Below are 20,150 nucleotides of genomic sequence, written 5' to 3'. Positions count from 1 at the left end.
CCCCATCCTCCGGCCTGCGATCGCACGCACCAGACCCCGCTCACTGATCCAGCCTGATCGACCGGACAGAACCTAGCCGCCGATCGCGCCCGCCGCCGCGGCCTGGAGGTGCGGACGGGCGAGATTGTCCGGCCGGAGGATGAACTGAAGCTCGTCCTTGGTCAACAGGCCCTTGTCGAGGACGAGTTCATGAACACTGCGGCCGGTCTGCAGCGCTTCCTGGGCGACCGCGGTGGCCTGCTCGTAGCCGATGTGCGGGTTCAGCGCGGTCGCCAGGCCGATGGACTGGGCGACCAGGTCGGCGAGGTGCTCCCGGTTGGCGGTGATGCCGGTGACACAGCGCTCGGCGAGGGTCAGACAGCCGGCCCGCAGATGCGTCAGACTCTTCAGCAGGCTGTGGGCGATGACCGGTTCGAAGGCGTTCAGCTGGAGCTGGCCCGCCTCGGCGGCCATGGTCACCGTCATGTCGTTGCCGATGACCTCGAACGCGATTTGGTTGACCACCTCGGGGACGACAGGGTTCACCTTGCCCGGCATGATGCTGGAACCGGCCTGCACCGGCGGCAGATTGATCTCGGCGAAGCCTGCTCGCGGTCCGCAGGAGAGCAGCCGAAGGTCGTTGCACGTCTTGGAGAGCTTGACGGCGATCCGCTTCAGCACTCCCGACAGCTGGACGAACGCGCCGGCGTCCTGGGTGGCTTCGACGAGGTCGTGCGCGACCGTCAGCGGAAGTCCGGTGATGGTGCGCAGATGCCGGGAAGCCAGTGCAGCGTACTCGGGGTGGGCGTTGAGTCCGGTGCCGATGGCGGTGCCGCCCAGGTTGATCTCGCGGATCAACTCGCATGCCTCGGTGAGCCGCTTGTGGTCCTCTCCCAGCATGACGGCGTACGTCGCGAACTCCTGGCCCAGGGTCATGGGCACCGCGTCCTGCAACTGCGTACGGCCCATCTTCAGGACGTCCGCGAACTCCTCCGCCTTCGCTGCGAAGGCGCGGCGGAGCACCTCCATGGCGTCCAGCAGACGCTGAGCGGTGAAGTCGAGGGCGATCTTGACGGCGGTCGGGTAGACGTCGTTGGTGCTCTGGCCCGCGTTGACGTCCTCCAGCGGGTGCAGGTTGCCGTACTCGCCCCTGCGGTGGCCGAGGAGCTCCAGGGCCCGGTTGGCGACGACCTCGTTGGCGTTCATGTTCGTCGAGGTGCCCGCGCCGCCCTGGATCACGTCGACCACGAACTCGCCGTGGAGCTTCCCGGCACGGATCTCTTCGCAGGCGCTCACGATCGCGTCCGCCTTGCGGCCCTCCAGCATGCCGAGGTCGCGGTTGGCGAGGGCCGCTGCCTGCTTGACGCAGGCGAGGGCGGTCACCAGGTCCGGGTAGGCCGAGACGGGGATGCCGGTGATGGGGAAGTTCTCCACGGCCCGCAGGGTGTGGATGCCGTAGTAGGCGTCGGCGGGGACGTCCCGGTCGCCGAGCAGATCGTGCTCGGCGCGGACCTCGGGGTGGACGTGGTCGTGCGTGGCCATGGAGGTGCGGACTCTCCTGTCGGGTGCGTACGGGGAGGAGGGGAATGAGGCTCGACGTGGTGGGGGCCGCTCGGCCCGGGGGAGGGGGAAGAAGACCGAGCGGCCCCGGTCTATGCGGGGACGAGCTCGGCAGGCGGGTCGGAGTCGGCGGACAGTGCCTCGCCGAGCGCGTGGCGCAGCACCCGTTCCCGCTCACGCGGGTCGGTGGCGGCCAGCAGTGCGGTGAGCAGGGCGATCCGGGCCTGGCCGGCCCGCAGCGTGCCGGTCTTGACGGCGCCCGCGGCCACGAGGTCGACCGCGCCGCCGTGGGTGTAGATCTCGGTGACCGGTCCGGCCTGGACACGGGTGGTCAGGGCGACGAGCACGCCGCGGGAGGTCGCGGAGGCGACGGCTTCGACGAACTCGGGGGTGGCGTTGCCGGCGCCGGTGGCCACCAGGACGATTCCCTTGGCCCCCGCGTTCACGGCCGCGTCCAGCAGGAGCGGGTCGGCGTCGCAGTGGTGCATCACCATGTCGACGCGGGGCAGGGCGTCCGGCATGCCGGGCAGGGCAAGCGCGGCAGGGCGCCGGGGGTGGCGCAGGACGGAGACGCGGCCGAAGCCGATGTTCCCGATGCGGACACCGGACGGATCGGCGAAGGCGTCGGCGGCGAGTGTCTGCGTCTTGACGGTGCCGCGGGCGGAGTGCAGCTTGCCGTCGAAGGCGACCAGTACCCCAAGGCCACGCGTCGTCGCGGCGGTCAGCAGCGCGTCGTGGAGGTTGTCGGGTCCGTCGCCGTCCGCCGCGTCGAGCGGAAGCTGGGCGCCGGTGAAGACGACCGGGCGGGGGTCGTCGTGGTGGAGGTCGACCAGGAACGCCGACTCCTCCAGGGTGTCGGTGCCGTGGGTGACGACGATGCCGTCCACGCCGGGGTCGGCGAGCACCTCGTGCACCGTGCGGAGCAGGGTGAGCTGGTGGGCGGTGGTGAGGCGGGGGCTGTTCACGCTGAACAGATCGACGACCTCGACGGTGACACCGTCGGGCACGGCGGCGGTCGCCATCACCTCCTCGCCGTGCGCGGCGGCGGCGAATCCCGAACCCTGCCAGCGGCTGGCTATCGTCCCGCCGGTGCTGATGACGACGACGCGTCCCACAGTGCCCTCTCCTCGTTCGTGCCGCCGGTGCTGCGGCGAATCCGACGGGGCACGCGGCCCGGCTTGGCTCGTGGCCCCGGCCGGGCTGCGCCCCATGGCTGACCCGGGGATACCGGAGCAGTCGGACGCAATGATAGAGTCCTGGGCTCGCAATATGATCGCCAATTCTGGCCCCCATGCGCCTAGAGCATGGTGAATAATTGCGCCATGGATGAGATCGACCGAGATATCTTGCGCGAGCTTCAGAAGGACGGGCGGCTGAGCAATCAGGACCTGGCACAACGAGTGGGGCTGACCCCCTCACCCTGCATGCGCCGCGTCCGGCAACTGGAGCAGGACGGGGTGATCCAGGGCTATCGCGCGGTGATCGACCCGGAGGCGGTCGGCAGGAGCTTCGAAGTCCTCGTCTCCATCGAGGTGAAGCGGGACCGCGAGGTGGTCGAGGCCTTTGAGGCCGGTCTTCAGGACATTCCCGACGTCATCGAGGCGTACCGGCTCTTCGGCAGCCCCGGATGCCTGCTGCGTATCGCGGTCGAGGACCTGCGTGCGTACGAGCGGCTGTGGATCGAGAAGCTGACCTCGCTGTCCGGCGTCACCGAGGTCAACTCGCAGATCATCATGAAGCGGATCAAGGAGTCTCGCGGTCTGCCGGTGGACGGCTGAGCCGCCCTGATCCGCGACAGGCCCTAGAGATCGACCGACTCGCCCAGCGGGATACGGGAGTAGTCGGCCCCGCCCTGCCCGTCGAGCCATCGGTCGAAGTGGTCCAGGCCGACCTCGCTGAGTTGGACGTCGTGGATGGGGAACGCGCGAGCGGGGCGGACCGCTCGGACGAACTCGATGACCTCGCGGAGTTTCAGCCACGGGCCGGCGGCCGGGACCAGCAGTGTGTCGACCGCCTCTGCGGGGACGAACAGTGAGTCCCCCGGGTGGTAGATGCCGTCGACGACGAAGCCGATGTTGGGGCAGCCGGGCAGGCCGTCGATGATCTCGGCGTGCTCGCCGCCGACGGCGCGCACGGTGAAGCCGGCAGCGGTGAAGGCGTCACCCGGTTCGACGGCGGTCACGCCCTCGCCGAGGGCTGCGGCCAGCGCGGGATGGGTGTGGACGGTCAGCGCGGGGTTGCTTTCGCGGGCCGCTTTGAGTTTGTCGAGGTCGATGTGATCGTCGTGCTCGTGGCTGATGAGCACGGCGGTCGCGCCGGACAGTGATTCCATTTCGGAAAAGGTGCCCGGGTCGATCACGAGCACTCGGTCGCCGTCTTCGAGACGCACGCAGGCGTGGCCGTACTTTGTCAAACGCATCTGATCAACTTACCGGCAGACGACCGCGGTCTGCGTACCGCTCGGGCAGGTCCGGTCCGCACCGGCCCGAGCGGTGCAGCGGGCGAACTACCTCTTCGTGAGTGCGTCCCTGGCGTCCGCGCGCAGTCGGTCCCGGACCACCGAGATCGCCACGACCAGCGCCGCCACCAGTAGCGAGAGGATCACCTGATCCCGTCCGGCGTCGTCGGTCAGCATGTAGACCAGGACGAACGAGATCATCGCGATCGTCGCCCACGTCAGGTACGGGAAGAGCCACATCCGTACGACGAGTTTGTCCGGCGACTCGCGCAGCAGGATGGCGCGCATCTTCAGCTGGGTGAAGCAGATGACCAGCCAGACGAACAGGGCCACCGCACCGGAGGAGTTCAGCAGGAACAGGAACACCGTGTCGGGCCACTGGTAGTTGAAGAACACCGCGACGAAGCCGAAGACGACCGACCCCAGAATGGCGGCCTGAGGCACACCGCGGCTGTTCGTGCGGGCGAACGCCTTGGGCGCGTCGCCGCGCTCGCCGAGCGAGAAGGCCATACGAGAGGCGGTGTACAGGCCGGAGTTGAGGCAGGAGAGCACTGCGGTGAGGACGATGACGTTCATGATCTGGCCGGCGTGCGGGATGCCGATCGCATCCAGCGCCGCCACGTACGAGCCGCTCTCCTTGATCGCCGGATCGTCCCACTTGAGCAGGGACACCACGATCAGGATCGAGCCGAGGTAGAAGACGCCGATCCGCCAGATCACGCTGTTGGTGGCCTTGGTGACGGCGCGTCGTGGGTCCTCGGACTCGCCGGCGGCGAGGGTGACGATCTCGCTTCCCATGAAGGAGAACACGACCATCAGGATGCCGGTGAGGATCGCTCCGGGCCCGTTGGGGAGGAACCCACCGTGGCCGGTCAGATTGGCCAGGCCCACGGCTTCGTGGCCGGAGCCGGGCAGTACACCGAACACCGCGAGACCGCCGATCACGATGAACGCGGCGATGGCGACGACCTTGATCCCGGCGAACCAGAACTCGAACTCGCCGTAGGAGCCGACCGAGGCCAGGTTGGTCGCCGTGAGCACCACCATGACGATGAGGGCCCAGCCCCACTGCGGGACAGCCGGGACCCATCCCTCGAGGATCTTCGCGCCGGCGGTGGCCTCGACGGCCAGGACCACGACCCAGAAGAACCAGTACAGCCAGCCGATGGAGAAGCCGGCCCAGCGGCCGAGTGCCCGGTCGGCGTAGGCGGAGAAGGAGCCGGAGGTGGGGTGGGCCGCGGCCATCTCGCCGAGCATCCGCATGACGAAGACGACCATCGCGCCGACCAGGGCGTACGAGACCAGGATGCCGGGGCCGGCGGCCGCGATGCCGGAGGCGGAACCGACGAACAGGCCGGCGCCGATCACACCGCCGATCGCGATCATCGACAGATGACGGTTCTTGAGCCCGGCCTGGAGGCCGTCCGCGGAAGGCGTCTGCCCGCTCTCACGGGGTGGCGAAGCCACGTCGGTGTTCGAGGGTTGCGCGCTCATGCTCAGTCCTTACTGGGGGAACGGGGGTCAGACCGGCCTGTGGGTCGTCCACATGCCGAGCACGGGTGGGACGACGGTGTGTACGACCACAGGGGGAGGCCGGAATGCCGATCCGCTGGAGCAGGTCTGCTTGTTCGCGGCCTGCTCGCCGTTGCCCGTGCCTACGTGTCGGTGAGGACGGCCGCCCGGCGGGTCGGGCTCGCGTACTGCGAGCCGCCGGGGGCGAGGACACGTGACGGTATGGAACGCCAGGGGGTGACCCGGCGCGCGGAATCGGGGTACGCAGACGGTAGGAGCGAACGCGACCGGGTCACCATGGACAGATGTCACGCGCGACGGAGCCTTGTTCGTACAAATGCTCAAACGCGGTCGTAGGGGTGCGGCGGAGTCAGCCCGGGAGATGCGCGGCGGCGATCTCCGCGCGGACGTCGCCCTCCTGCGGGTGATCGCAGCGGTCCGCCACGGGCCACGGTACGAACGCCCCGTCCCCGCACTGCACCAGCAACTGCTTGCCGTGTGCCACGACGCCTCGCGGCCGCAGCCCACTCAGACTCGCGGTGGTATACGCGGCGGTCAGGCTGTTGAGGTCGTGGACGTCGCCGATCCGGAACAGGGAGCGGGTCTCCGCGATGGCCTCGTGCTCGCCCGCGCGCATGACCACACGCAACTCGGGCGCGACTGCCAGGGCCGTCACCGATACGGCGATGTTGTCCAGGTCGTCGGAGGCCACGGCGGCCAGTGCCTGCGCCTGCCGCAGACCGAGCGTGCTCAGCACGAACCGGTCGGTCGCATCGGCTACGACCACGGGCACACCAAGTGCCCTGGCCAGCCGCAGGTTCGGCGCTGCCGGATTCCGCTCGACCGCGATCACGCCGATGCCCAGAGCCTGCAACTGGGTGCACAGACGCAGGCCGACCTGCCCGAGCCCGACGACCACCACATGCCCCGCCCGCGGCAGGGCCCGGGACCCCACGATGCCGACCGCGCGCGGTCCCAGCAGACGATCGACCATGCCCGCGGTGAAGACCGCGGTGAAGACAATGGTGACAAGCATCGCGACGGCGGAGAACGCCAGATAGGTGTCCGAACCGTGGGCGGCTGCCGGGCCGACGGCGGACACGGTGCGCGCCGCTTCGAACAGCGCCTGGACCGGCGCGCGATGGTGGAAGGCCACGGCCCAGGCCCAGTCGGCCAGCAGCACCGTGAGCAGCCCGGCCAGACCCGTCAGCATGATCCGCGAACTGCCGTCGTGCGGTCGCAGCTGCCCGCGGACCCTGCCCAGCCGAGCCCGGTACCGCAGCGAGCGAGGTGGCTGCCACGGCTCCTCGTGCACGGCGTCGTCCTGCCAGCGGGCGCCTATGTGGCCCGCGGGTGTCCGGTTGAGGCTCAGCAGACCCGGCTGGAGACAGGCTGCCAGGAGCACGGGTGCGGCGATATCGGCCGGCGAGGTGACCTGGCAGTTCGGGAGTACGCGCAGGAGTTGCTCGCCGACCGTCCGGTCGAAGACCGTCACGACCAGCTTGATGCTGGGGCGGATGTGCTCGACGGCGAGTGCGTAGCGCAACGACTCGACGTCGTCGTCGAGCAGCACCGCGACGCCCGCCACCTCGCGACGCAGCGCCCGGCGCAGATCCTCGTCCGTGGGACGGTCGAGGTGGCGCACGAGGTGCCCGGCCGACTGCAGCAGACCGCAGACTCTGCGCGCCATGTCGCTTCCGATCACCACGAAGTACTGCTGTGGCGCTGCGTCCTCGGGCATCGCGTATGCACTCCCTCGCCTCTCAGGTGGTGAGAACTCTAGGGGCGTGGTCCGCGTATGTGCTCGTCCCTGTGTCTGAGACGGGGGAGCCATTGGCTGTACGACTGCACAAGGCCGAAAGGGCACACGTCGATCGCTTCGTGCATTCGCGATTCGCGACTGGCGGACCCGCCAGTCGCGAACAGCGTTCTAGCCGGGGCTGGTGATCCATCGCAGGACGGTGGTGAGTGTTGTGTCGTCCAGCATGCACAGGGCCTTGATGGCATCGAGGTCGCCGGGCATGGGTGCGACGCCTTTGGTGGTCAGGACGGTGTGCACCGCCAGGCGGCGCTTGTCGGCGGCGGGAAGTGCGAAGGGAATCCGCTGCTTCGGGTCAGGGGCCGGGAGGAGGAAATCGTCCGAGCTGTCCGACGCCGTGAGAGCGGAGTGTGTATCGATGTCCCGGGCGCCCGGGAAGCGATAGGGGTCGATCTCCGACTGCTGCGGCGCTGACGGAAGAGCAGAAACCTGCCACGCGTACATAGGGGCCTCCTGGGTTGCGTCTCTGACTGCCAGGAGGCTCGGTGCGCTGGTTCAGTTGCACCGGTGCTTGCCTACCACCCGAATGCCCTCATGCATCATCTCTTCACAACACGGCTTGTCCCTAGGTTCGCCGGGCTCAGTGCGACTGGTGGATCACTGCCCTCAGATGGAGAGGTCGGGCGGGAAGTCTTCTCCGCTCGTGGGAGCGGGCCGTGGTGGACAGCAGAGAGAGGGCTGCGCTGAAGTCGCTCCCCAAGCAGTACGGCTTGTCGGTGGCCGTTGTCCGTCAGCCTGCTCTCATCCGGTGAAGCCTCACCGTGCCGAGCGAGGTAGAGGTAGCGGGCAGCTGTTCCAGTCATGGGCGAGTCCTGCGTCAGCGTTCATGATCTTGCGAACGCTTGGACGGACGTTGACGAGCGCCGTGTGGTTCCGCCGACCGACGAAAGCAGCGGGCAGCGGCGGCACTGGCCTCCAGCCGTCACGGGGCATCGAACAGCGCGCTCACCGACTCGCCGTTGTGGATGCGCCGCATGGCCTCGGCCAGCGCCGGTGCGATCGACAGGACCGTCAGCTTGTCCGTGCGGTGCCCGGCCGGGATGGGCACTGTGTTCGTACAGACGATCTCCAGCACGTCGGGCTGATCGGACAGACGCTTGAGTGCGCCGGCGGCGAACAAACCATGGGTGCAGGCGACCCGGATCGACCGGGCTCCCAACTCCCTCAGCCGGTCGAGGAGTTCGACGACAGTGCTGCCCTTCGCGATCTCGTCGTCGAGCACGATCACATCACGGTCGGCAACGTCCCCGATGACCGTGCTGATGCTCACCCGGTCATCCGCGAAGCGCTGCTTGGCCCCGGCCGCCACCTTCGCCCCCAGCAGCCGCGCGAAGGCAGCCGCCTCTTTGGCGTTACCCAGATCCGGCGAGACGACTGTCGTGTTCGACAGGTCGTAGCCGCGAAAGTGCTCGGCCAGCTCACGCAGTGCGTGGAGGTGATCCACGGGCACGGAGAAGAAGCCGTGCACCTGCGGCGAATGCAACGTCAGCGCCAGGACACGGTCGGCGCCCGAAGACACCAGCAGATCAGCCACCAGCCGCCCGCCGATCGAGATTCTCGGCGCGTCCTTCTTGTCCGAACGCGCATAGGCATAGTGCGACATCACCACGGTGACGCGACTCGCTGATGCCCCGCGGGCAGCGTCGCACATCAGCAGCAGCTCAACGAGGTTCTCCTGTACGGGAGTGACCAGCGGCTGGATCAGAAAGACGTCCCGCTCACGGCAGTTGGCCTGCAACTGGACCTCGAGGCAGTCATTCGCGAACCGGCTGACCCGCGCGGGACTGAGCGGTACACCCAGATGGGCACAGACCTCGGCTGCCAGCTCGGGATGGGCGCTACCGCTGAATACGGCGATGTCTCGCACGAACTGCTCCTGGCGTGATCGAGTCGGGATGCCACGGACAGGCTACTGGCCCTGACACCCGGGGAGCAGCGATGCCGAATCCCAGCATCCGCCGAGATGCCGCCCGCGGGTTCCTCGACCCGTGCCGGGGCAGAGCTGATCCCCGGCCGGCCCGGAAACCGTACTTCCAGGGCCTTCACCGGGGACGATCGCCGACTGCGCGGTCGGCGGCCCGACGCTGCACGAAGGATCAGTTGTGGCCGAACTTCCGCTGATGCTTACGGGAGACCGGTTCCGAGATCCGGTGCTCCGGATCACGGGCGGCCGAGGTATTCGGCTGCTGTTCCTTCGCCTGCACGACGGTGCTGCGCTCATGGCCGCCGCTGCGGGCGCCGCGGTTCTGCCGACTCTGTTTCTTGCCCATGATCGTGCCTCCTGGCGCGGATGTCGGACGATGGGCCGCTACCAGGCTTTCATGCGGGCACGAAGAGTGCATTTCGGACAGGTGTCGGCCTCGCCCCGTACCGGCGCCAACCGCGACAGAGGATCCGGGGAGCGCGGCCACCCCCGCACACTCCCCGACGGGCAGTGCGGCGCTCTCTCGGGGGGACCATCAGCGTGGCCCGTTCGGCATCCGCCGATGCGGGCGACCTGCAGCGGCCTCGGGTTCGGCGGCGAGCTGGTCGGCGCAGAGGCGGGGGAGTCGCCCGACTCCGTACGCGGTGGTTCGCGGGCGAGCACACCGTACTGGCCCCGACCGTCGGCCATGCCGTACGCACCGGACGGGACTCCCACGCATGGCAGTTGGCCTGGGTGATCGCACCTCCTTGCCACGCGCGGGCGTTGGGTCTGCATCAAAACCTCCCCATATACCTCGAAATCGACCCGTCCGACGAGGACGTGAACCGGGTCCGCGCGCGACGGGCCGACGAGAGACGGGGGCTCCGGCATCAGACCGTGGGCGCAATGTCTACGGGTGAGGCGGGAGTAGACGAAGAAACCTGTTGTCGCTGGCCATTGATACGCACAGTTGATCGACGCTAGCTTTCTTCGTCACGTACCCCCGCCCCTGCGTACACGCTTCGGGCGGCCCCACTCATGATGTGGAGTACTTCATGGCTCAGCTGCGCTCCAGACGCCTGCGCGCCGCCCTCGCGGTGCCGGCCGGTCTGGCGCTGACCGCGTCGCTCGGCTTTCTGCCGGGCACCGCCCAGGCCGCCGTTCAGGACACCCCTGCCACGGCGGCCACGGAGGGCCCCAAGCTCTCGTACGTGGTCAACACCAAGGCGAACCTCGGCACCATCAAGGCCGTTGAGAAGGCCATAGCCGCGGCCGGCGGCACCATTGTCATCACCCACGAGAAGATCGGCGTCATCGTCGTCCACTCGACGAACCCCGACTTCGCCAAGCAGATGCGCACGGTGAAGGGCGTACAGAGCGCGGGTGCCACGCGTACCGCCGCACTCGCCCCTGCGAGCACCACCGAGATCGGCGCCCCGGAGTACGTGGACAGCGCCAAGGCGCAGGCCGGTACGGCCTCCACCGATGGTGCCGAGCCGCTCGAGGCCGACCAGTGGGACCTGCGCGCCATCGGCGCGGACAAGGCCGCCAAGATCAACCCGGGCAGCCCGAAGGTCACCGTCGCCGTGATCGACACCGGCGTCGACGACACCCACCCCGACCTCGCCGCGAACTTCTCCAAGAGCCAGTCCGCCAACTGCGTGGGCGGCGTCGCGGACACGAGCGAGGGCGCCTGGCGTCCGTACGACCCCGCGAACGACTACCACGGCACGCACGTCGCGGGTGAGATAGCCGCCGCCCGTAACGGCATCGGCGTGGCCGGTGTTGCCCCGGGCGTCAAGGTCGCCTCGATCAAGGTGAGCGACCCGACGACCAGCCTCTTCTTCCCGGAGAGCGTGGTCTGTGCGTTCGTCTTCGCTGCCGACCACGGTGTCGAGATAACCAACAACAGCTACTACATCGACCCGTGGCTCTACAACTGCATGGACGACCCGGACCAGAAGGCCATCGTCGACGCGGTCAACCGGGCCTCCCTGTACGCGCAGAGCAAGGGCACGCTGCACGTCGCGTCCGCGGGTAACTCCAACGACGACCTGGACTCCGACGCGATCGTCGACGACTCCAGCCCCGACGACACCACCCCGGTCCCGCGGACCATCGACCCGCACGAGTGCTTCGACATCCCGACCCAGCTGCCGGGTGTCGTCACGGTCTCCGCGACCGGCGTGCAGAACCTGAAGTCGTACTACTCGAGCTACGGACTCGGCGTCGTCGACGTCGCGGCCCCGGGCGGCGACAAGTACCAGATTCCGGACACCCCGTCGAAGAACGGGCGAATCCTGGCCACCATGCCCAACAACGGATACGCCTTCCTCCAGGGCACCTCGATGGCAGGCCCGCACGTGGCCGGCGTCGCGGCGCTCCTCAAGAGCACCCACCCGTGGGCCGGCCCGCTGGCTCTGCAGACGCTGCTCAAGGCCCAGGCGGACAACCCGGGTTGCCCGACGGGCCTGTACGACCCCGACGGCAACGGCATCGAAGACTCGACCTGCAAGGGCTCCAAGCGGGTCAACGGCTTCTACGGTTACGGCATCGTCAACGCGCTCGACGCCGTCACACAGCACTGACCCACCGCGCGCCCTGAGGCCTGCCGCACCGGCAGGCCTCAGGGCGTCGGCCTGAATGCGGCCGGCACCCTCGAAGCGGGCATCCGCGGATCAGGCGCGCCGATTTTGAATCACCGGACCTCGCGGGTGTGACCGGTCGCTCTATCGGCCGTTGAATTGATCGTTAGTATCCGACGCACACGTCAACGCGGCACTGTCTTCGTCGCGTTCGCCACCGTCCTCGCCGTCTCCCTGACCGCGCCCGCCGCGCAGGCGGAGCCCACCGACGCCGTACCGCCGGAGGAGCCTGGGCCTACACCCCGGCCGGCCACAGCGAGGCCGACCCCCGGGTGATGCGGCACGCCTACTCCATCGCCTCACACGGTGATGACCACCTTGGCGCGCGCGTGCTTCACTTCGAGGTACCGGATGGCCTCGGGTACCTGGCTCAACGGGTACGTCCGGTCGATGACCGGGGTGACCTTTCCGGACTCGGCGAGCTCCCTCAGCAACGCCAGGTTCTCCTTCCCCGGCGACTCAGTGAGTGCGAGCAGCCGATGGCGGACGAAGGGTGACAGCGCCTGCCCCCTGATGAGGAGACCCATCGGCCCGACAGGACTGCCTCCGCCGGACACGCCTCCGCCGGACATGACGAGCGTGCCCCCGGGTGTCAGCGTGCGTCGGTATTCGGTCAGTGAACGGTTGCCCACCAGGTCGAACACGACGTCGTACCGCCGCCCGCCCCGGGCGAAGTCCTCCTGGGTGTAGTCGATGACGTGGTCCGCGCCGAGCGACCGGACCAGGTCCACGTTTCTGGTGCTGCACACGGCGGTCACTTCCGTGCCGAACGACTTGGCGATCTGTACGGCGAACGTTCCCACGCCGCCTGACGCACCGTTGATCAGGACGTGTTGTCCCGGTTGTACGCGCCCGACGTCGCGCAGGCCCATGAGGGCGGTGTTGCCCGCCAGCGGCATCGCAGCTGCCTGCTCGAAGGTCAGGTTGGCCGGTTTCGGCTCCACCGTCTCGTCCGGGGCGCACACGTACTCGGCAAATGCTCCGTCGGCGTTGCCGAGGTCGCCGTACACCTCGTCGCCAGGACGGAACCGTGTCACCTCTGCGCCGACCGCTTCCACCCGACCCGCGAAGTCCCTGCCTCGGATTCGCCTCTTGGGCCCGCTGAACCCGAATACGGAGGGGAGCATCAGCCGCGCGACGTACGGGTCGCCGCGCATGACGTGCCAGTCGCGCGCGTTGACCGCCGCCGCGTGTACCCGTACGAGAACCTCTTTGGCGGCGGGCACCGGCGTGTCGAGCTCCATGAGTTCCAGGACGTCAGGTGAGCCGTACCGGTCCTGGACGATTGCCTTCATCGGGGTCTCCGTAACGAGTGAGTTCGGTACGGAGTGGCCGACTGGCCAGAAAGCTCCGCACTACTCGCGACCGTAGAGGAACGCCCTCGGTCCGGACATCGGGGACCATCCCTAGGTGACGTATGCCGAGGCAGCCATGGCGGCGGAGGCCGACGAGACGCGGTCAGCCCTGCCGCAGGGCTGCAAGACCCTTCTGCAGGTCCTCGGTGTTCATCACCGGCTGGATCTCGATCCTCGCGCCGAGTCCCTCGAAGAGCGGTTCAGCGATGGTGGGCAGCTGTGAACTGTCCTGCATGTCGAAGACGAAGGTGCACGACCGCCCGCCCTCGCTGGGGCCGAAGTAGGCCGCCTCGGGCTTGAGCCGATCCGACATCGACTGCATGATCTTCAGCAGTGTGCCGTTCTTGAGCGCCTCATTCGACAGCTGGGTGTCCAGGTGCGCTCTCAGTATGACCCTCATCGCACGTGCTCCTTTCGTCCACCACGACCGGCGCGATCACGTTCGCGCTCGCTGAGCCTGGTGGCGTCCCGCTCAGCCTCGCCCCCTGTGATGGGGGCAGCAACATCTCATCCTCCGTCCGTGCTGCCGCAGAAACCCGGTGCACTCGCTTCCTGCCCGTCAGCCACGGTCGGGACAGCTGCGCGCGCGGGCGGACGGTGACTGACCGCCGCCCAGGGCAGGGCGTCAGCCGCGTCCCGGCCGGAGCCGACTGGAGCTTGTCGGTGGCCGGTGGCACGTCCCTGAGCCGCGCGTGGCGCATGGGGGCTTGACTGAATGCTCCGAACTCCTCACGTTAAGTAGTTCGAAGCGGGGACCTTCTCGATCGTGACGGACATTACATTCTTCCGATTTCGCCCATTTTCTGAACTAATCTGGGCGAATTCGCTTGTGCAGGTCTGGCTCCGGCTGGCCAAACGCACCTTTCCGGCCCGTCGGCGCTACAGGGAGACACATGGGACGCGTACGCAGCAGAACCGTCAACTGGCGGATGGCTCTGCCCGTCGCAGGTGGGGCTGTCGTGCTCGGACTGGGTGGCCTCTATGTCACTGGGCTCGTGGCCGGCGACGACATCGCCGAGGGCACAAGCGTGCGCGGTGTCGACATCGGCGGAATGGGCAGGGCGGAGGCACAGCGGGTCCTGGACCGAAAGCTCGGTCCGCTCTTGGCGGCACCGGTCGCGCTGAAGGTCGGTGACCGTATCGAGAAGGCCGATCCCGGCGCGCTCGGGCTGTCCCTCGACACCGCAGCGACCGCCGACCGCGCCGCGAGCGCAGGATCCGGCCCGGCGACGGCGATCGGCAGGCTCTTCGCCTCCAGTAGCAGCCGGGACGTCGAGCCGGTGGTACGCGTGGACGAGCACAAGAGCCGGGCGGCAATCGACCGTATCGCCGCGGCCGCCGAGCGGCAGATGCGGGATGGGGCCATATCGTTCGAGAAGGGCGGAGCGAAGGCCATCGCTCCGGTCACCGGCGTCGCCGTGATCGAAGACAAGGCCCTGGACACCGTCCGCGACGGCTACCTCCGCACGCCGCATGCCGCCCCCGTCGTGATGCCGGTGAGGCAGACGCAGCCTCGCATCGGCCCCCACGAGACCGAGCGGGCCATGAAGGAGTTCGCGCAGCCCGCCATGTCCGCCCCCGTCACGCTGACCCTCGCCGACAAGCGCATACCCATCGGCCCCGCCGCGCTCGGCAGGCATCTGACGATGAAGCCCGACAGCGCAAACCGCCTCGTGCCGGCCCTCGACTCCAAGGGTCTGCTCACCGACCCCGCTGTCTCCCGCCCGGTGCGGGACGCCTCCCAGGGCCCGCAGGATGCCGTGCTCAACCTCGACCGCGACGACCGCGTCGTGGTGGCCCAGGAAAGCGGCGTGGGGCGCCACGTCACCGCGAAGGCACTCGGCGAGGCCGTGGTGCCCCTGCTGACCCGCTCCGGCCAAGCCCGCACCGGCGAGATAGCCTCCTCAACGCTCCAGCCGCGGTTCACGAGCGCATCGGCACAGCGGCTCGGCATCAAGGAGAAGGTCTCCTCCTTCACCGTCGCCTTCCCGCGCGCGCCCTACCGCAGCACCAACATCGGCCGCGCGGTGGAACTCATCAACGGCTCTGTTGTCCTCCCCGGACAGGAGTGGAGCTTCAACCGAACGGTCGGCGAGCGCTCGAAGGAGAACGGCTTCGTCGACGGCATCATGATCAACAACGGTCAGTATGTGAAGTCGCCCGGCGGCGGCGTCTCCGCAGTCGCCACCACCATGTTCAACGCCATGTTCTTCGCGGGCGTCAAGCCACTGGAGTACGGCGCCCACTCCTTCTACATCGAGCGCTACCCCGAGGGCCGCGAGGCCACGGTCGCGTGGGGCACCCTCGACCTCCGCTGGATCAACGATTCCGGTCACGCCCTCTACATCAAGGCCGAATCCACTGACACGTCGGTGACCATCACCTTCCTGGGCACGAAGAAGTACGACGAGATACGTGCGACCAAGGGGCCGCGCACGAACATCAAGCCACCGGCCACGCGCACGGGCAGCGGCCCGGAGTGCGAAGTCCAGACCCCACTCGAAGGGTTCGACGTTTCCGTCGGCCGCGTCTTCGTGCAGGACGGCCGGGAAGTCAAGCGCGAAGACTTCGACACCCACTACACACCGCGCGACAAGGTCACGTGCACCCCGGAGAAATCGGCCCCGACCCCAACGGCGGCGCCGGGCGGGTCGGACGCAGCGCCCGCGACGGCGACAAGCGACAGCGCCCCCCTCGGCTGATTCGAAACCGACAGCTGCGCCGCAGGTCGAGCTCGCCCTACACGGGCGGGGCTCCGTGCGTCGGTGCGGTCATCGGCTCCGTGGTGAAGCGCTGGTGGGGAATCGGCAACTCGCCCTGCTGCAGGGCAATGGTGCGTGTCGGAGCGGGAACGCTGATGCCCTCGGCACGGTAGCGCCGGTGCAGACGCTTGATGAACTCGTGCTTGATCCGGTACTGGTCACTGAACTCGCCGACCCCCAGGATCACCGTAAAGCTGATTCTGGAGTCGCCGAACGTGTGGAAACGAACGAGCGCTTCATGGTCGGGCAGACCACCGTCGATGTCCGCCATCACGCTCTCGACGACCTCCATGGTGACCTGCTCGACATGGTCCAGGTCGCTCTCGTAACCGACGCCCACCTGGACGTTCAGTGTCATCTCCTGGTCCGGCCTGTGGAAGTTGGTCATGTTGGTGCCGGACAGCTTCGTGTTGGGGATGATCACCAGGTTGTTGGAGAGCTGGCGCACCACGGTGTTGCGCCAGTTGATGTCGACGACGTAGCCCTCCTCGCCGCTGCTGAGCCGGATGTAGTCACCGGGCTGCACCGTTCTGGAAGCAAGGATGTGCACACCCGCGAAGAGGTTGGCCAGAGTGTCCTGCAAGGCCAGGGCGACTGCCAGACCCCCTACACCCAGCGCGGTGAGCAACGGGGCGATCGAGACGCCCAGGGTCTCCAGTACGACAAGGAAACCCATGGCCAGCACCAGGACGCGCGTGATGTTCACGAATATCGTGGCCGACCCGGCGACACCGGTCTTGGACTGCGCCAGAGCCTGCACGAGCCCGGCGACGATCCTCGCGGCCGTGAGGGTCGCGGCCATGATGAGCACGGCGGTGAGCGTCATGGTGACGTTGCGCTGGACCCCGCCGTTCAGCGGAAGCACCGACGCCGCGACGGCCGCGCCGCCGGTGATCGCGGCCCAGGGGGCCAGTGCGCGCAGGGCGTGGACGAGGATGTCGTCGCCGCCCCAACGGGTTCTGTCCGCCCGTACGCCGAGCCATTTCAGGATGACCCGCAGCACCAGGGCGGCCGCGATGCCTGCGGCCACCGCGATTCCGGCGACGATCACGTCGTGCATGGTGAGGTCCCGGGTCACCGCGTCCCTCCAGTTGCACGGGGAAGACGGTCGGCGGCGGTGGCTGCCGCTTGGATCCGTATGTGATGTGTCGTCACTTTGGCACCTGTGCATTCTGGGAGCGTGGTTGTGCGGTCGCGCCGGGACGTATGGAGCCGACCCGGCGCGACCTGTCATCCTGCCGCACACCGCAGGCAGAGCCGCGCGTGGGCCCGCCTCGGCTTCGCGTAATGGGGCGTCAGGCGATGTGACAGCGGTTCAGCGAGCGGGGTTGGGGCTTGCGGACGCCTCTGACGGGCCGCGAGGCCGGTGTTCCACGAGCTGACGGCACGACTCTTGCGAGGTCAGCTGTCCGTGTCGGGTTGTGGCGGCTCTTCCGTGAGATGCCGGAGCAGGTCCATCAGGCGTTGTTCAGCCTCCGGGCTCAATGGATCCGGTGGCTGCGGGACCTCGTCGCGCAGCTCCGCGGCAGTCGGGTCCTGGGCGGCCAGGCCCTCCGCGGTGGCTTCTCCAAAGCGCCGGATGACCTCCTGGAGCCGTGCGCGTTCCTGCGGAGTCGCGGTGGTGAGCTGGGTGCGAAGGGTGTCGCGGATCTCCTGGAGGCGTTCGACGTCAGCGATGTTGCCGGGGATGTCCTGGGTCATGAGCACCTGGAGGTTCGTCTCGGCCGGAGTGGGGCCCTCTGGCTCGACCGGCGCCTCGTCCGGTTCGTGGGCGGACCAGCACCAGCCGTGTTCGGCCATGCCCTCCTTGGTCCACTCCATGAGCAGGTCCGCGCCTTCGTGTACGCGTGACATGTCGTGGCCGCCCCCGGTGGCGAACCAGGACAGCAGCGCGGCGGCGGCCGGTTTCTCGGTATCGCAGGAAGAACACAGTTCGAGGTGGATCGGAAAGCCGTCCGCGTCCTCCTGCGGCATGACGGCACTGGTGATCAGCGGCCCGCCGCAGCGTGAACACGACGGCAACTTCTCTGCGAGTTCCACCTGGGTCACGCCGGCCTCCTTGCTCTCACCTGCGCCTACCAAAGCCCGCGTGACCTGCGGCGTCAACCACCTCGTCGCATTCTGCTGCAGCCGGAGGTCGAAGCCCAGGCCGCGGTCGAGCCCCCGTGTGCGAGGCTCATGCCTGTCGATTGATGTTGACAGCAGGGCTGATGGAAAGCGCCGGGGAGACACGAACCATCCGTCATCGGACTGTCCCTCCCTCGGATTCTTCTCGCTTGGGTCGGCCGTCGTGGGGGCATTTTGTCGCGGTTCTGGCCGACCCGGACTGAGTACCCCACGTCCGTCCCGGTACGCGCGCCCTGGGGCGCGGCCCTACCGGGAGAACCGCTGTAACCGGCTGTGAGTCCCGTGCGTCGACGCGAATGATTCCGTGCAGTGAGTGTTACCCATGTACCAACACAAGCGGGATGCGTGGCACGGGTACGCCGGGAGAGTGGTGCATGCTCCAACAGCGCAAGGCGCAATTGAAGGCCAAAGCCGAAGATGCGGCCATCCGCGGGTTCACCGCGGCGGACGGTCGGCTGCCCGTCACCGAGCTCGCCAGGCAATTGCTGCGCAAGGCCTATCCCGACCACTGGTCCTTCCTGCTCGGTGAAATTGCCCTGTACTCCTTCGTGGTGCTCCTCCTGACCGGCACCTACCTCACGCTCTTCTTCGATCCAAGCATGATGGAGAGCACGTACACCGGTCCCTACGCGCCCCTGCACGGCGAGAGAATGACGCAGGCGTACACCACCACCCTCAACATCAGCTTCGCCGTGCGCGGAGGCCTGCTGATCCGTCAGATCCACCATTGGGCCGCGCTGGTGTTCCCCGCCGCCATTGCCGTCCATATGCTGCGGATCCTGTTCACCGGCGCCTTCCGCAAGCCCCGAGAGGCCAATTGGATCGTTGGCGTATCGCTGTTTGTCCTCGCGCTCCTCGAAGGGTTCGCGGGCTACTCACTGCCCGACGACCTGCTGTCGGGGACCGGTCTCAGGACAGCGGGCACGATCGTGGGATCCATCCCGTTCGTCGGTACGAACCTGGAAATGTTCGTCTTCGGCGGGGAGTTCCCGGGAAAAATCATCATCCCCCGCCTGTACATCGTCCATGTCCTCCTCGTCCCGGGCCTCCTTGTGGCCCTGATCACCGCTCATCTCATCCTGATCGTGTATCTCAAACACACTCACTGGGCCGCTCAGGGCAGGACCAACAGAAATGCCGTAGGTCTGCCGATGTTCCCTCAGTTCACCGCGAAGACCACCGGCTTCTTTCTCATGATCTTCGGCATCCTGACCCTTATGGGCGCCCTCGCGCAGATCAACCCCGTGTGGAACTACGGTCCCTACCGTGCCGACCAGGTTTCCGGTGATGCGCAGCCGGACTGGTATGTCGGGTTCCTGGAGGGCGCCATGCGGCTCATGCCGCCCTGGGAGACCGTCATCGCGGGACACACGATCATGTGGAATGTTTTCATTCCTGCGGTGGCGTTGCCCGGCGTCGTGTTCACCGTCCTGTTCCTGTACCCGTTCTTCGAGAAGTGGGTGACGGGCGACCGCAATGAACACCATCTGTGCGATCGGCCACGCAACCGCCCGGCCCGCACGGGACTCGGCGTGGCGGCGATCGTCTTCTACGCCGTTCTTCTGACAGCCGGGGGCAACGACGTCATCGCCCTCTCCTTCCGTGTGTCCGTCAACACCATGACGTGGATCCTCCGGATCGCGCTGGTGGTCGCACCCCTCGTGGCATTCGCTGTGGCCAAACGCCTCTGTCTCGCCCTTCAGATGCGCGACCGGGGGCGGCTGACAAAGGGGGAGGAGACCGGTCAGGTGACTCAGTCTCCGTACGGCGGACTACAGGAGGGCCGTCGCGGCATCACCAAGGCCACTCGCCACCGTCTCCTGGTACGAGAAGTCCCGATGCCCCTGGAACTGCCCGCGGAAGGCCCCCTCTCGCGTCGGCTGCGCCTGAAAACAACTCTGAGCAGCTGGTATTACGGCGACCGTGTCGATCTGCCGGCGACGCAGGAGCAGAAGTCCGCCATCGCGGAGCGCACTGCTCCCCCTGAGCCACTCGGTGAAGGCCAGGAGTGAGGTTTCGCCTGTTCG

General features: G+C 67.8%; 16 protein-coding genes and 1 pseudogene. 4 read left to right on the top strand and 13 right to left on the bottom strand.

Annotated elements, in window-relative coordinates:
* Positions 1-72: 72 nt before the first annotated feature.
* Both aspA and OG905_RS03110 read right to left on the bottom strand, forming a co-directional pair.
* Complete coding sequence (gene aspA / locus OG905_RS03115; RefSeq protein ID WP_328666039.1) at positions 73-1,521, bottom strand: aspartate ammonia-lyase; 1,449 nt, start codon at positions 1,519-1,521, stop codon at positions 73-75.
* A 110-nt stretch (positions 1,522-1,631) separates the two neighbouring features.
* The gene (locus OG905_RS03110) at positions 1,632-2,654 is read right to left on the bottom strand and encodes an asparaginase (protein WP_328666038.1); all 1,023 of its coding nucleotides are present in this window, start codon (positions 2,652-2,654) and stop codon (positions 1,632-1,634) included.
* Positions 2,655-2,861: 207 nt separating this feature from the next.
* On the opposite strand from OG905_RS03110, the gene OG905_RS03105 reads away from it, so the two are divergent.
* Positions 2,862-3,317 (top strand): Lrp/AsnC family transcriptional regulator, encoded by a 456-nt coding sequence (locus OG905_RS03105; protein WP_328666037.1) that lies wholly within the window; start codon positions 2,862-2,864, stop codon positions 3,315-3,317.
* A 23-nt stretch (positions 3,318-3,340) separates the two neighbouring features.
* Here OG905_RS03105 and OG905_RS03100 read toward each other — a convergent pair whose 3' ends face one another.
* The 7 genes and pseudogenes from OG905_RS03100 to OG905_RS03070 all read right to left on the bottom strand — a co-directional run bounded on the left by OG905_RS03100 (position 3,341) and on the right by OG905_RS03070 (position 9,598).
* Positions 3,341-3,958 (bottom strand): MBL fold metallo-hydrolase, encoded by a 618-nt coding sequence (locus OG905_RS03100; RefSeq protein ID WP_328666036.1) that lies wholly within the window; start codon positions 3,956-3,958, stop codon positions 3,341-3,343.
* Between the two features lie 87 nt (positions 3,959-4,045).
* Positions 4,046-5,491, bottom strand: coding sequence for an amino acid permease (locus tag OG905_RS03095; RefSeq protein WP_328666035.1), 1,446 nt, complete (start codon positions 5,489-5,491; stop codon positions 4,046-4,048).
* A 388-nt stretch (positions 5,492-5,879) separates the two neighbouring features.
* Positions 5,880-7,250 carry an NAD-binding protein gene (locus OG905_RS03090; RefSeq protein WP_328666034.1) on the bottom strand — a complete coding sequence of 457 codons (1,371 nt, stop codon included), beginning with the start codon at positions 7,248-7,250 and terminating at the stop codon, positions 5,880-5,882.
* Between the two features lie 189 nt (positions 7,251-7,439).
* Complete coding sequence (locus OG905_RS03085) at positions 7,440-7,772, bottom strand: hypothetical protein (RefSeq protein ID WP_328666033.1); 333 nt, start codon at positions 7,770-7,772, stop codon at positions 7,440-7,442.
* A gap of 131 nt (positions 7,773-7,903) precedes the next feature.
* A pseudogene (locus tag OG905_RS03080) lies at positions 7,904-8,131 on the bottom strand (histidine phosphatase family protein); the annotation flags it as partial.
* 119 nt (positions 8,132-8,250) lie between these two features.
* On the bottom strand, positions 8,251-9,195 hold the full coding sequence (locus OG905_RS03075) for a ribose-phosphate diphosphokinase (RefSeq protein ID WP_328666031.1): 945 nt from the start codon (positions 9,193-9,195) through the stop codon (positions 8,251-8,253).
* A gap of 229 nt (positions 9,196-9,424) precedes the next feature.
* On the bottom strand, positions 9,425-9,598 hold the full coding sequence (locus tag OG905_RS03070) for a hypothetical protein (protein ID WP_328666030.1): 174 nt from the start codon (positions 9,596-9,598) through the stop codon (positions 9,425-9,427).
* Positions 9,599-10,289: 691 nt separating this feature from the next.
* On the opposite strand from OG905_RS03070, the gene OG905_RS03065 reads away from it, so the two are divergent.
* Positions 10,290-11,822 (top strand): S8 family peptidase, encoded by a 1,533-nt coding sequence (locus OG905_RS03065; RefSeq protein WP_328666029.1) that lies wholly within the window; start codon positions 10,290-10,292, stop codon positions 11,820-11,822.
* Between the two features lie 356 nt (positions 11,823-12,178).
* Here OG905_RS03065 and OG905_RS03060 read toward each other — a convergent pair whose 3' ends face one another.
* Positions 12,179-13,174, bottom strand: coding sequence for an NAD(P)-dependent alcohol dehydrogenase (locus tag OG905_RS03060; RefSeq protein WP_328666028.1), 996 nt, complete (start codon positions 13,172-13,174; stop codon positions 12,179-12,181).
* A gap of 163 nt (positions 13,175-13,337) precedes the next feature.
* Positions 13,338-13,634 (bottom strand): DUF3303 family protein, encoded by a 297-nt coding sequence (locus OG905_RS03055; protein WP_328666027.1) that lies wholly within the window; start codon positions 13,632-13,634, stop codon positions 13,338-13,340.
* Positions 13,635-14,127: 493 nt separating this feature from the next.
* Between OG905_RS03055 and OG905_RS03050 the strand changes: the two genes are divergently transcribed.
* Entirely contained in the window at positions 14,128-15,936 is a 1,809-nt protein-coding gene (locus OG905_RS03050) for a VanW family protein (RefSeq protein WP_328666026.1), read from the top strand.
* 37 nt (positions 15,937-15,973) lie between these two features.
* On the opposite strand, the gene OG905_RS03045 is transcribed toward OG905_RS03050, so the two are convergent.
* Both OG905_RS03045 and OG905_RS03040 read right to left on the bottom strand, forming a co-directional pair.
* Positions 15,974-17,074 (bottom strand): mechanosensitive ion channel family protein, encoded by a 1,101-nt coding sequence (locus OG905_RS03045; RefSeq protein WP_328666025.1) that lies wholly within the window; start codon positions 17,072-17,074, stop codon positions 15,974-15,976.
* Between the two features lie 323 nt (positions 17,075-17,397).
* On the bottom strand, positions 17,398-18,045 hold the full coding sequence (locus OG905_RS03040; protein WP_328666024.1) for a DUF6300 family protein: 648 nt from the start codon (positions 18,043-18,045) through the stop codon (positions 17,398-17,400).
* A gap of 452 nt (positions 18,046-18,497) precedes the next feature.
* Here OG905_RS03040 and qcrB point away from each other — a divergent pair, with 452 nt between their 5' ends.
* Complete coding sequence (qcrB, locus tag OG905_RS03035) at positions 18,498-20,135, top strand: cytochrome bc1 complex cytochrome b subunit (protein WP_328682003.1); 1,638 nt, start codon at positions 18,498-18,500, stop codon at positions 20,133-20,135.
* Positions 20,136-20,150 lie beyond the last annotated feature (15 nt).

This window comes from Streptomyces sp. NBC_00322, from assembly GCF_036147535.1.
Classification (GTDB): Bacteria; Actinomycetota; Actinomycetes; order Streptomycetales; family Streptomycetaceae; genus Streptomyces.
Note: the sequence above shows the minus strand (reverse complement) of the source record. Positions and strands in the feature narration are given on the sequence as shown.